We start from the raw sequence: 13165 nt of genomic DNA, 5'->3' as shown, positions 1-13165 counted from the left end.
TTTCACGCTAGCCCGCGTCCTCACTCCGCACTAAGGAAACAATAAGCCTCCGGATTTTACTATGCACCTCTGAAAGTGCGGTCGGCTCATGCCGCCGTACAAGGAGCGCCTGGACTGGCGCGTGGTTTCGTCACTTGTCGAGGTGTCCGGTGCTATTACGGTTGTTATCCCTTCCCCTAATCAAACAAATGCGCCTGACACATCGGCGCAGACGATTCGTGCGAATCGGCATGATCGGCGTGATGTCGCTATTGGCAGGATGTCAAAGCTATCAGCCTAAACCATTGACGGTCGATAGCGCCGCGCTCGACAAGACCCGTTTTGCCCACTTGTCGATCGATCCCGCAACCTTGCCTCTCCCCGGTCTGCGCGCTTATCGTTTCGACCCTTCCGATGGCTTCGATCCAATGGAAGTCGCGATGATCGCAGTGACGAATAATCCAGATCTGCGATTGGCGCGGGATGACGCGCATATTGCACAGGCGCAGGCGTTTGCCGCGCACTTGCTACCGGATCCGCAGATCCAACTGAGCGGCACCGTGCCGACGCCAGCGCTCGATGGCAACAACATCACGGCCTACGCCTATGGTCTGGACTACGATCTGATCACCTTACTGACGCATCGCATCGCCGCCGCATCGGCGAACGCCACGGCAAAGCAGGCCGACCTCAATATGGTGTGGCAAGAGTGGCAAACCGCCCTGCACGCGCAGCAATTGTTCTACCGTGTGCAGCGCGATCGCGCCGTTCTACCGCTGCTGGATCAGCAGCAGCAATTGGCAACGGAACGCCTGAAGGCATACCAAAATGCGCGGACCCAACGCGCGGTCACCGACGATACGCTCACCATCGCGCGTGTCGCATGGCAAGACGCCCACAAGCAATTCGATGACGCCGCTCGCACGGCGAATCAGGACCGACACGACTTCAATCTTTTGCTGGGCTTGACGCCGGATGTGGTGCTCCCTTTAAGCGATGCGTCAGGCAAGTTCGATGCAAGCACGACGACGAACGACGCGCGCGTCCATCGCGATGCAGATCGCGGCACACCAACCTCCCATGCATCCGATGCCGGCAGTCCGACCTGCCTTTCTGCCAGAGCGATCGACGATGCGCTGCAATCGCTGCCGCAACGTCGTGCCGATCTGCTGGCGTTACGCGCGGGCTATGTGTCGCAGGATGCGAAATACCGTCTCTCGATCTGGCAGCAATTCCCCTCGTTCAACATTGGCCTGAGCCGTCAGCAGGACAACTCTGGGTATAAGGATCTCGGCATCACTGCCGGATTCACCTTGCCGATTTTCAATCGTAACCGCGGCAACATCGCCATCGAATCCGCCACGCGCCAACGTTTGTTCGACGAGTACAACAATCGCGTCGACGCGGCGCATGCGGACGTCGCGCAGGCCCGCGCCGACTGCGCCGTATTGATGCAACAACGTGCGACGCTCGACGAGGCACTGCCGCATACGGCATCGGCTGCCGATGAAGCAGCCCATGCCTATCAGGATCGCGACGTCACGATCGGCGTCTACACGGACGCGATGATCGCGGCGCTGACGCGTCGCGTCGAAAGTCTGACTTTGCACGAAGCGCTCGCGGAGGAAAGGCTGACCTTGACGACACTGCTAGGCCTGCCGCTCGACGCCGGCTCCCTCGCTACCCCGCCGCAATCGGCGGTCGCGCAAAACAGCGTCGCGCCTGCGCCTGCCACCGCCTCGCCCGCCACCCACGTGGCCGACCCGCGCCAGACTCTCCCTTCCCTGGAAGCATCCCAATAATGTCGACGATCTTTCTCACGCAAAAATCTCTCATTGCCGTTGCGGCCACCCTGCTATCGACCGGCGCATTCGCGGCCGGTGCCTCGCAGGATGCGCTGGCGCCGCAACCGTCCGTGACGACGCTCGTCGTTTTCCGGGCGCCAATGCCTGCTGAAGTCGTCGGTTACGGTCAGGTTGGCGCTTCGGAAGCAGACTTGACGACGATCAACTTGCCGTACGCGTTCAAACTGGATCGCCTCTACGTGCAGGCGGGCCAGGCGGTGCGGAAGGGCGCGCCACTGCTCACCGTCACGCCCGATCCGGCGGCCTTGCTCGCATCCCAGCAAGCGCGTAGTGCGGTGACGTTCGCACAAAAGGATTTTGCCTCGACGCAGTCGCTATACGACCAGCGCCTCGCCACGGCGTCCCAGCGCGATATGGCAAAGAAGGCACTCGACGACGCCCAACAAGCCTACGCCGCGCAGCAACGGCTGGGGCCTGCCAGCGGCACTACGACGATCACAGCAGCAGCCGATGGCGTGATCTCGGCCGTCTCCTTCGCCCAAGGCGATCGCGTCGCCGCGGGCGCGGCCATCCTGCAATTGTCGGCGAATAGCGCGCCGGGAAGCGGCCAGCCGAACGTGCTGCTGCAAATCGAGCCCGACGATGCGGCAAAGCTGCGCCTGGGCGATCGCGCGGTCATCACGGGCCTCTCGAGCGCCTTGTTGCAACAAAAGGAGATAGGGAGCGTGACGCGTATCGGCGCCGCGATCGATCCGATCACGCATCAAGTAGCCGTCGGCGTCAATGCAACGCTGACCGGCACGCCCTATCTGACCGGAACGCCGGTGCAAGTACGCATTGTGGCGCCGACAGACCGCGGTGGCGACGTGCACTGGATCGTGCCGCGTAACGCGGTGCAAAGCGTGGACGACGGCGCCACGCAAGCCAACGGCAGCCCCGCGTCGGCCTATCTGTTCCAGATCGATGCGAACCATGTCGCCCATAAGGTGCCGGTGCGTATCGCGGTCGAGAGCGACCGGCAATATGGCGTCGATGGTGCGCTGGATGCCAGGCGCGCGATCATCACCGATGGCAGCTATGTCGTGCAGGACGGTCAGACGGTACGTCCGACAGCGCCGGCCGTCAAGAACACGACGGGAGCAGCGCAATGACGTTTAGTCGCTGGATACGGGCGCATCAGCGCTCCTTGCTGTTCGCCGTCTTGCTGCTGGCCGCCGGGGGCGTGTTCAGCCTGTTCCAATTGCCCATCTCTTTATTCCCGGATGTGCAATTCCCCCGTGCCGTCGTCGAGATGAGTGCCGGCGACCGGCCAGCAGAACAGATGGCCACCGAGGTCACGACGCCGGTGGAGGAAGCGTTACGCAACGTCCCCGGCGTGCGCGACGTCGAATCGAAGACCAATCGCGGCGGTGCGGAAATCTCGGTCAGTTTCGACTGGGGTACGGACATGGTGCAGTCGACGTTGCAGATGCAGGCCGCCATCGCGAATATCCTGACCAGCTTGCCGTCCAACGTGACGATGCAGGTCCGGCGAATGGACCCGACGCAATTCCCGGTCATTGCCTATAGTCTGACGTCGAGCAGCCAGTCGCCGACGGCGCTCTACGATCTTGCGCAGTACCGAATTCGACCGATGCTCTCGTCGATTCAGGGCGTTGCCACGGTTGCCGTCCTGGGTGGCGCGCAGCAGGAATTGCAAGTGAGCGTCGATCCGCATCGGCTTGCCGCGGCAGGACTCGCGCTGTCCGACGTATCGCGCGCGATCGGTGCCAGCAATCTGCTGATGGCCAGCGGCCGCATCGAGGATCACGACAAGCTGCTGCTGGTCGTCGCGAACCATCCGGTAGACAGTATCGACGCGTTGAAAAAGGTGGTCTTGCGCAGTGCTCGCGGCGGCATGGTCCACCTTGGCGATATCGCCGACGTGTCGAATGGCGTCGTCCCGGAATGGATTCGCGTGAATGCGAATGGCAAACCCGCGGTGCTGCTGAACGTCTATCAGCAGCCGGGCGCGAATAGCGTCGCCATCGCAAAACAGATTCGCATTCAGCTGCAAGCGTTTCAGGCAACGCTGCCCGCCAGCACACATCTGTCGAACTGGTATGACCAAAGCGATCTCGTCGTCGCGTCGGCATCGAGCGTGCGCGACGCGATACTGATCGGTGTCGTGCTGGCCGCGCTGACGTTGTTCGTCTTCTTGCGTAACGTCAAGATTACCTTGATCGCCGTCGCATTAGTGCCCGTCGTGATGGCATCCACCGTGCTGTTGCTGCAGGTTTTCGGGATGGGCTTCAACATCATGACCCTGGGCGGCATGGCGGCGGCGGTCGGCTTGGTGATCGACGACGCGATCGTGATGATCGAACATATCGTGCGGCGTCTGCAGCAACCGCATTCAAATGCCGATGCCCCGGGGGCGCGCGACGTCCGCACTGCACGCGAAACGGCCGAGGCAGCGGCACACGTCCGCTCGCCGCTGTCGACGCGGATGCTGGACGCCGCCTGGGAATTCACGCGCCCGTTGAGCGGATCATCAGCGGCAACGCTGGTGATCTTCGCGCCGCTGGCTTTTCTCAGCGGCGTAACGGGTGCATTCTTCAAAGCGCTGTCGATCACGATGGCGAGCGCGCTGTTTCTGTCATTCCTGATCACTTGGCTCGCGATTCCGATCCTCTGCCAGCGCTTCTTGAACCAGAAGGACGCGGCACATAAGGCACCCTCGGCATTCGCGGTGAAATTCGATGGTGGCTTTCGCCGATTGCTAGCCCGTTTGATCCGTCAGCCGCTCTGGTTGCTGGTCGGCGTCATCCCGCTCCTCTGCGCCGGTAGCTTTGCCGCGACGCAGGTCGGCACCGGCTTCATGCCGACGATGGACGAAGGCGGCTTCGTCATCGATTACCACACCCCGCCCGGCACCTCGCTTGCGGAAACCAGCCGTCTGATGCAGCAGGTCGAGTCGATCATCGATCACGATCCTGCCGTCGCCTCCTACAGTCTGCGCACCGGCACCGGGCTGGGCGGTGGGCTTGGCGAGGCGAACAAAGGCGATTTCTTCGTTCGCTTGACGCAAGACAAGCGGCCGCCGATCGACGCGATCATGTCGCGCCTGCGCACGCAAATCGAGACACAGGTGCCCGGCGTGCAATTGGAGATGGCGCAACTGATGGAGGATTTGATCGGCGACCTGACCGCCGTGCCGCAGCCTGTGCAGATCAAGATCTTCTCCGATGATGCGAATGCCTTGAACGACAGCGCAACGCGGGTCGCCGCCGCGATCGGCAAGATTCCCGGCATCGTCGATGTTGCCGACGGGATCAATCCGGCCGGCGATGCCTTGCAGGTGGACGTTCGTCCCGACGCCGCCGCGGCCGAGGGCATGGATCCACAGGCGGTGGCGCAGGCGGTTTCCGACGCGCTTGCCGGCGTGGTCAGCACCCACTACGACGCCGGCCCGAAGGTGGTCGGCGTGCGTGTCCGCGTCAACGGCGCGGGCGGCTTGACGGAAACCGCGCTCGGCAATCTATCCGTTCGCGCCCCTGACGGCCATATGTTTCCGCTGCGTCGGGTCGCCGTGTTGTCGGTGCTGACGGGTCAGTCCGAAATCACCCGCGACAACCTGAAACGCATGGTCGGCGTGACCGCACGTATCGAAGGCCGTGATCTTGGTTCGACCATTGCCGATGTGCAGCATGTCCTACAAAACAAGTCTCTGCTGCCGCCGAATGGTTATTACACGCTGGGCGGCCTTTATCAACAGCAGCAGATTGCTTTCCACGGGCTGATGATCGTTTTTGGGACAGCCGTGGCGTTGTTATTCGCGCTGCTGCTGTTCCTGTATGAGCGCATCCGCATTGCCCTTGCCATCGTATTGATGCCGCTGTCGGCCGCCGGTGCCGTATTCGTCGGTCTCTGGATAACGGGCATCGAGCTGAATATCACGGCAATGATGGGTATGACGATGATTCTCGGCATCGTCACGGAAGTCGCTATTTTCTATGTATCGGAACTCTATGCCCTGCAGCTTGAGCACGATATGCCGTTCCAGCAGGCCCTGGTCGATGCGGCACTGAATCGGCTGCGACCCATTGCAATGACCACGATCGCGGCCATTCTTGCGCTCCTGCCCTTGGCATTCGCGCTGGGTCAGGGATCGGCAATGCAGCAACCGCTAGCCGTTGCCATCATCGCCGGCTTGATCCTTCAGTTTCCGCTGGTGCTGCTCGTCTTGCCGGTGCTGCTGAAGCTGTTGTTGAGATCGAGCCCCGTGCGCGTTCCCGAATGAGCCTCGCCGACGTCGACCTCGCCGTCGCTACGGACAAAAAAAGCGTCGTGTGTCGGCCTGACGTCACGCGTCGTGTGCAAAAGTCCATGCCGTACGATACGCCATCAGGTAGGCAACAATTGCTTTTGCAGGAAGGTCAGTGCCCGTGCCGTCGTGTCGTCGAACGGTGGCACGACGGCGGCAGATGCGACACCCACGGTATTGCCATCGTCCAATGCCGCCATCCGCGGCACGGCCAGTGAAGACGCCGCGCCGGCAGTCACCACCGGCGGCGTCTTGGACACCGTGCGGCGATGGTAGAACCCATGGTCTTCGCCCGGATAGCCGTGCACTTCGCAGACGGCATGCGCGTTGCGCGCCTTATCGCAAAACGCCCGCACCGACGCGATCGCGACCCGTTGATCGCCTTCCCCGTGCAGTATCAACGTCGGCGGCAAGCCTTGGACGGAAAGGGTCGTGGGCGAAATCTGCCTTGCGAGCGGCTTTAAGTACCAGCGTGCCGAGCTGACCAGATCGACCACGGGATTGAACAACACGAGCGCGGCCGGCTTCCTGTCGGAACGGGCCTCCATCGCAGTGACCAGGGCCAGTTGGCCGCCGGCAGCGCCGCCCGATAGCACGATCTGCGTGGGCGCGATGCCGAAGTCCGCTGCGTGCTTCCGGAGCCATTTGTAGGCAGCGCGTGCATCCGACACGGCAGCCAAAGGCGTGGTGCCATCGCGGCAACTGACACGATAATCCGCCAAGACCGCGACATACCCTTGCGCGGCAAAGGCGTGGGCCTGATCGACGAACGATGCGACCGACCCGCTGCGCCATCCGCCACCGAAGAAGAACAAAACGGCCGGCGATGGCTGCGTACTGGTTTTAGCGGGAGGGAATACAAAGAGCCGCAACGGGCGCTTTGAGGCAGTCCGGTAGACGATGCTCTGCGCGCCAGGAAGGGACTCCGGCACCGCGGCGACATCCTTGCAGCCGCTTTCGCCCGGCTCGGCAGTGAAGCCGGGAACGGCCGCACGCATCGGGTCGTGCGCTTTACCGGACACCGCGGCATCCGCACCGCGTGGCGTGTTTTTGGAACATCCCGTTAGCGCAAGGGAACCGATCAACGTGCAGGCCGCCAGCAATGCAACAGCCCACCCGCTGCCGCGCACGTGCCGGCGATCCGGGCACGCCATCTCACTCGGTGCCGCCCCCAGCTGCGCACCGGCCCCCGTGATTCCATCCCGCTCGTTCACAATCCGCTCACTTTCGTATTTTTATGCGGCGCCACGGCATGTTTCCGCGCGCTTGCCATCTATTTTTGGGCCAAGGGCGATGCCCCCTTATGCTCGCCAGACGGTCAAATTTGACGATAGCGGAAATCGATGCCAACCGCATCAAGGGCAGACCCTGCACGGCCGGCTGATCCCAAAAACAACGGTGGACGCCAGCAATCGTATCAGTTCCTGCCGCAGCAAAAAATCATGTTCTTTCGGAGCGGACACCGCCACGGCTAACGTGAACGTAGGATAACCCGGCGTCCAACCATCGTAGTAAGCAATCGGACAAATCGCGTATAGACCATGCAAGCGCATCAAGCGCTTCCTCGTCGTAATCCGCGACGTCAAGTGCGATAAGGCGACCCCATGTCGCATGCACGACATTTCGCGCACATTACCCGTTTATATTCATGATTTAAAAAGCATAAACAGAAATAGTCAGACACCCTACAAAGTCACGCACCGCTACGCACTTTGACCTGCTCACGTATCATCTAACGTAATGCGGGCCGCCGTGGTTCCAGATTGAGGATGCTTATGTCGTATCGAATTGTGGTTGTTGGAGGCGGGGCTGGCGGACTAGAGCTTGCCACCCGCCTGGGCCGGACGCTGGGGAAATCCGGAAACGCGGAAATCATATTGGTAGACGCTGCGCCGTCCCATCTGTGGAAGCCTTTGCTGCACGAAGTGGCCGCGGGGGTATTGAGCGTCGCCGAGAACGAAGTCAGCTATATCGCGCAAGCCAGTTGGAACCACTTCGAATTTCAGATCGGCCGACTGTCCGGCATCGATCGCGCGTCCAAACAGATTCAGTTGCAGCCCGTCGCCGACGCGTCGGGGCTGGAAATCGTGCCGGCGCGAAAAATTCGATACGACAAACTCGTCATTGCCGTCGGCAGCAACACCAACGACTTCAATACCGCCGGTGCCGCGGAACACTGCCTGTTTCTGGACTCCACCGCGCAGGCCGCGCGCTTCCATACGCTGCTGCTGGCCGAATATATCAAGGCACATTCCAGCGATAACGCCCAAAACGAGCTTCGTATCGGCATCGTCGGTGCGGGAGCCACCGGCGTCGAATTGGCTGCCGAGCTGAAGAATGCGTCCCTGGGTCTGGCTGCTTATGGCATCAAGGGGATTCGACCGGACAAGCTGTTCATCTCGATTATCGAAGCCGGACCGAAAGTGCTTCCTGCCTTGCCGGACCGCGTCAGTCGTCCCGTGCATCAAACGCTCGAGAACATTGGCGTGGAAGTGCTGACAGGATCTCCCGTCAAAGAGGTCGTGGAAAACGGTTTTCACACGGCCGACGGACGGTTTATTCCCGCAACGCTCAAGGTCTGGGCTGCAGGCATCAAAGCGCCGGCCTTCCTGACGACGATGGACGGCCTGGAAACGAATCGCATCAACCAATTGGTCGTCCGACCCACGCTGCAGACAACGCTCGACGACGATATCTTTGCGCTCGGCGATTGCGCCGCCTGCCCGCTCGATCCGTCCGAGGAAACGCCGAAAAAATTCGTCCCGCCCAGAGCGCAGGCGGCGCACCAGCAAGCCGAATTTCTGGCCAAGGCCTTGCAAGGGCTACGCAAAGGCAAAGCGATTCCGCACTATAAATATGTGGACTACGGCTCGCTGGTGTCCTTGTCGCGTTTTAGCGCGGTCGGCAACTTGATGGGTAATCTGATGGGCAGCATCAAGGTGGAAGGCTGGTTGGCGCGGATGTTCTACATCTCGCTCTACCGGATGCATCAGGTGTCGATATACGGCTATTTCCGCACCGGTCTGCTGCTGTTGAGCGGGCGCATCAGCCGCAGCGCCAAGCCCAGTTTGAAATTGCATTGAAACCGATCAGGCGTCGCGGCAAACGCGGCGCGCAGCAAAGGAGAAGCAGTTTTTTACATGAAGGTGTAAAAAACCGCTTTTTTTCACGAAATAAATTTTTCTTGAAGTCGGGATTTTCTCTGGACAGAATAAGCGATCGATCACGCTCTCCGCGCCACTCAGCCGGTCTTTCTTCATGTCTTCGGCTTTCCGTTCCTCCGCTGCAGCGCCCGCTCCCCCTTCGACCCTTCCCGACAGTATCGACGTCGCGATCATCGGCGGCGGCATCATCGGTCTGAGTACCGCCTGGGAGCTTGCAAAGCACGGCTTGAAGGTCGCCATTTTCGAGAAAGGCCGGATTGCGGGAGAACAGTCGTCGCGTAATTGGGGGTGGGTACGCAGCCTGTCGCGCGATGTCCGCGAATTGCCTTTGGCCGCAGCCGGCGATGCGGCCTGGCGCGAGATCCAAGCGCTGCACGATGTTGGCTATCGTCGTACCGGTCTCGCCTACCTCGCGAACACCGACGAGGACATGGCGCGACACGCGAAGTGGATCGAAGCGGCCAAGCCCTATGGCTTCCGCGCGAGCTTGCTGACGCCAGAAACCCTTGCGCAGAAGCTGCCGCCAAAGCAGCGCGATTGGGCGGGCGCACTGTATTGCGAAAGCGATGGTGTGGCGGAACCGTCGCTGGCATCCGAGGCGATCATGGCGCTTGCGCTGGACGCCGGCGTATCGATCCACACCGACTGCGCGGTGCGCGGTCTCGATATCGCCGCCGGTCGCGTCACCGGCGTCGTGACGGAACACGGCACCGTTCGCTGCAGCAACGCGATACTGGCCGGTGGCGCCTGGTCCCGATTATTTTGCGGCAATCATGGCATCGATTTGCCGCAGCTGCGGGTCTGCGCATCGGCCATGCGTATCGATCCGCTGGATGCCGGCCTCGATCTGACACTGAACGCCAGCGACTTCACGGTGCGCAGACGCCAGGACGGCGGCTATACGGTATCGCAAGCCGGCACGTCGACCGCGGATCTGACGCCCGATAGCATCCGGCTCTGCCACCGCTTTCTGCCCGCGTGGATGGCGGAGCGCAAGTATCTTAAATTGCGGCTCAGCCGGCGTTTTTTCGAGGAGCTGCTGACGCCGCGGCGGTTTTCCACCGCGCAGCCCACGCCGTTCGAGAAAGTTCGCACCTGGGATCCGGCACCAGCCACCGCCATGCTCGACGGCGCGCTGGCCAATCTGCAGCAGGCGTTTCCGTCGTTCAAGGGGGCGCGCGTCGCGCAGGCATGGGCCGGCATGATCGACGTCACGCCAGACTCGCTGCCGGTCATTTCGGCGGCCGATTCGATACCGGGTTTCTTCATTGCCACCGGCTTTTCCGCTCACGGCTTCGGTATCGGTCCCGGTGCGGGCGGTTTAATGGCGGACATCGTGCGCGGCGTGACGCCGCGCGTCGACCCAGCCGTGTTCCATCTCTCGCGTCTGGCGTCGGCACGTTGAATGCCGTTCAGGCAGCCATCCAGCCGCCATCGACCAGCAGATTTTCACCGGTGATATAGCTGGCGTCGTCCGACGCCAGGAACAACGCGGCACCGGCGACATCTTCCGGACGGCCCAGGCGGGGCATCGGCGTCCGCGCTTGCGAATAGGCGATCGCCTCCGGCGAGCCGGCCGGACCAGGCTTTCCGGTCAGCACCTTGCCCGGCGCCACCGCGTTGCAGACGATGCCGTCCTGCGCATAGTCGACCGCCACTTGCTTTGTGAGATAAACGACCGCGGCTTTCGACGTGCCATAGGCGACGTTATTCGGCGCGCACACCATGCCGTGTTGCGACGAGACGTTGACGATCCTGCCCCGTGTTTGCTGCACGCCGTCATCACCGAGCCGCAGCGGCTGCGTCAGCATCGCGCGAATGGCGGCGCGGCTCATCAGAAAGACGCCCGTCAGATTCACGGACATGACACGGTTCCACTCGTCCAGCGAGGTATCGGTCAGTCGATGGTTCGTGTTGATCGCGGCGTCGTTGACAAGGACATCGATACCGCCGAAGCGGGCCACGGTCTCGTCCACGGCCGCTTGCGCCGCCGCCTCCGACGACACATCGGTGGCGATGTAATGCGCTTCGACACCGGCCGCCTGCAGCAAGGCAAGCGTCGTTTGCCCGCCTTCACGCGGTTGATCGGTCACGTCGGCCAATACCAGACGCGCACCGTGGGCGGCGAAGTGCAAAGCGATCGCGCGCCCGATACCCGACGACGCGCCGGTAATCAGAATGCGGCGTCCTTCGAGGCGACGCCTCGGAACGGCGTTGAGCGCGTCGTGCGTCATGCTTTTCTAATCCATGCGAGATAGTCCGTCGCCGCAGCGCCCATATCGAACTGCGGCGCATAAGCGGTGATCCGTTGCAATGCGTCGATGCGCATGGCGGGACGTTGCGCCGGCATCGGACAGGCAATCGTCGGCACCGCTTCCGGGCCGTCGGAGACCCGCCACTGCATATCCGGCAGATGCGACTGCAAGGCCTCGCACCATTGCGACAGCGAAGTGCGAATGCCGGATCCGACGTTATAGACCGGCACGCCGCCGTCGGGCGCGGCACCGATATCGTCGGCGAAGGCGAGCCGCGCGATGCCGTCCACGACGTCCCGCGCATAGACGAAGTCGCCGCCCGCATGATTCGGCAGCACGATCGGCGCGCCTTCCAGCGCGGCAATCAACACCTGATACGGCGGACTCATCAGATCACGCAAGCCGGTGGGATGCTCCCATGGGCCATAAACGGGGCCGACCCGCGCCACCGCCAGGTCCAGGCCATGCACGACGGCCAAGCGACGCAACAGCAACTCGCTCGTCCATTTCGTGATGCCATACAGCGTCAACGGCGTCGGCTGCGTTTCATATTCATCGAGACCATCCTTCGGGCCGCGATCGCCTTCCCCATACGCCGCCACCGAACTGAGGCTGATCATGCGGGGGCGCTTGCCCGATTGCGCGCCCCATCGCGCCACGGCCTCCAGAAAGGACACCGAGCCACCAATATTGACCGAGACGACACCCGACGCATCCAGACGTTCGCGGTCGCCGGCCGCGGTCACCGCGGCCGCATGCACGATACGATCGAAGGGACGGGAGGCAAGCAGCGCATCGACCGTCTTCGCATTGCGAATGTCGCCGCTGACGATCTCACACTGCGGCAAGCGCGCGACGCGATCCCGCAACGACGCGGCAACGGCACCGCCGAACAGCACGACGGGCTCGCCGCGATCGCACAAATGCTCCGCCAATGCCAGGCCGACAAAGCCGGTGCCGCCGGTAATCAAGGTCGTCATGTGCCTATCTCCGAACCATCATCTGCCGTTCGAGGCGTGCCACCCAGCGCGCCAACGGCCATAACGCAATAAAGAAGATCACCGCAGCCGCCATCAGCGGCGTCGGATTATAAGATTGCTCTTGTGCCACGCGCGCGGAGCGCAGCAGATCCGGCAGCGCCACCAGCGACGCCACCGAGGTGCCCTTGATCAGTTCGAGCGAGTTGCTGGCCAAAGGCGCCAGCACCTTGCGTACCGCCTGCGGCAGCACGACATAGGCCACTTCCTGCAAGGGCCCTAGACCGAGCGCCCGAGCCGCCTCACGCTGCCCCTTCGGCACCGATTGGATACCGGCGCGGAATATCTCACCGTAATAGCCGGAGTTGTTCAGGCCCAAGGCCACGATCACCGCGACGAAGGCATTCAAGGTCAGCCCCAGAAAGGGCAGCCCGTAGAAAATCAATACCAATAAAACGATGATCGGAAACGATCGGCATAGATCGATATATACGATCAGGATGCGATTCAGCCAGCGGATATGGAAGCTGTACACCACGCCCACCAGCAGCCCCAGCGCCATCCCCACCGGCAAGGCGGCGATCGACAGCAGGATCGTCATCCACAAGCCCTGCAGCAGCAGCGGATAGGCGTCTTTCAGGGAATCCCAGTTTGCAAAATTGTCGAGAAAGAGTTCCAT

General features: G+C 62.0%; 10 protein-coding genes. 5 read left to right on the top strand and 5 right to left on the bottom strand.

All coding sequences use genetic code 11. The features are described 5' to 3' along the window. Nucleotides 1-218: 218 nt before the first annotated feature. The 3 genes from ABEG21_RS18850 to ABEG21_RS18840 are packed head-to-tail and all read left to right on the top strand — an operon-like array spanning nucleotide 219 to nucleotide 6066. The gene (locus ABEG21_RS18850; RefSeq protein WP_347556953.1) at nucleotides 219-1781 is read left to right on the top strand and encodes a TolC family protein; all 1563 of its coding nucleotides are present in this window, start codon (nucleotides 219-221) and stop codon (nucleotides 1779-1781) included. Continuing rightward, nucleotides 1781-2935, top strand: coding sequence for an efflux RND transporter periplasmic adaptor subunit (locus tag ABEG21_RS18845; RefSeq protein ID WP_347556952.1), 1155 nt, complete (start codon nucleotides 1781-1783; stop codon nucleotides 2933-2935). The genes ABEG21_RS18850 and ABEG21_RS18845 overlap by 1 nt, the downstream gene beginning before the upstream one ends. After that, nucleotides 2932-6066 (top strand): efflux RND transporter permease subunit, encoded by a 3135-nt coding sequence (locus tag ABEG21_RS18840; protein ID WP_347556951.1) that lies wholly within the window; start codon nucleotides 2932-2934, stop codon nucleotides 6064-6066. Before ABEG21_RS18845 ends, ABEG21_RS18840 begins: the two co-directional genes overlap by 4 nt. Nucleotides 6067-6170: 104 nt before the next feature. On the opposite strand, the gene ABEG21_RS18835 is transcribed toward ABEG21_RS18840, so the two are convergent. Next, entirely contained in the window at nucleotides 6171-7304 is a 1134-nt protein-coding gene (locus tag ABEG21_RS18835) for an alpha/beta hydrolase (RefSeq protein ID WP_347556950.1), read from the bottom strand. 561 nt (nucleotides 7305-7865) lie between these two features. Here ABEG21_RS18835 and ABEG21_RS18830 point away from each other — a divergent pair. Then, a complete protein-coding gene (locus ABEG21_RS18830) occupies nucleotides 7866-9173 on the top strand; it encodes an NAD(P)/FAD-dependent oxidoreductase (protein ID WP_347556949.1) in 1308 nt (435 codons plus the stop codon). Between the two features lie 6 nt (nucleotides 9174-9179). Here the strand turns inward: ABEG21_RS18830 and ABEG21_RS18825 are convergent, their stop codons facing one another. Next, complete coding sequence (locus ABEG21_RS18825; protein ID WP_347556948.1) at nucleotides 9180-9350, bottom strand: hypothetical protein; 171 nt, start codon at nucleotides 9348-9350, stop codon at nucleotides 9180-9182. Here ABEG21_RS18825 and ABEG21_RS18820 point away from each other — a divergent pair. Next, nucleotides 9349-10659: an FAD-binding oxidoreductase gene (locus tag ABEG21_RS18820; protein ID WP_347556947.1), complete on the top strand. Its 1311-nt coding sequence runs from the start codon at nucleotides 9349-9351 to the stop codon at nucleotides 10657-10659. The genes ABEG21_RS18825 and ABEG21_RS18820 overlap by 2 nt on opposite strands. A gap of 7 nt (nucleotides 10660-10666) precedes the next feature. Here the strand turns inward: ABEG21_RS18820 and ABEG21_RS18815 are convergent, their stop codons facing one another. The 3 genes from ABEG21_RS18815 to ABEG21_RS18805 are packed head-to-tail and all read right to left on the bottom strand — an operon-like array spanning nucleotide 10667 to nucleotide 13165. Then, complete coding sequence (locus ABEG21_RS18815) at nucleotides 10667-11488, bottom strand: glucose 1-dehydrogenase (protein WP_347556946.1); 822 nt, start codon at nucleotides 11486-11488, stop codon at nucleotides 10667-10669. After that, nucleotides 11485-12489, bottom strand: a complete 1005-nt coding sequence (locus tag ABEG21_RS18810; protein WP_347556945.1) for an NAD(P)-dependent oxidoreductase — start codon at nucleotides 12487-12489, stop codon at nucleotides 11485-11487. The genes ABEG21_RS18815 and ABEG21_RS18810 overlap by 4 nt, the downstream gene beginning before the upstream one ends. A gap of 4 nt (nucleotides 12490-12493) precedes the next feature. Further along, nucleotides 12494-13165 (bottom strand): amino acid ABC transporter permease, encoded by a 672-nt coding sequence (locus ABEG21_RS18805; RefSeq protein WP_347556944.1) that lies wholly within the window; start codon nucleotides 13163-13165, stop codon nucleotides 12494-12496.

Origin of the sequence: Robbsia sp. KACC 23696, from assembly GCF_039852015.1 — a bacterium.
Lineage (GTDB): Bacteria > Pseudomonadota > Gammaproteobacteria > Burkholderiales > Burkholderiaceae > Robbsia.
This window is presented reverse-complemented; position numbering and strand designations above follow the sequence as displayed.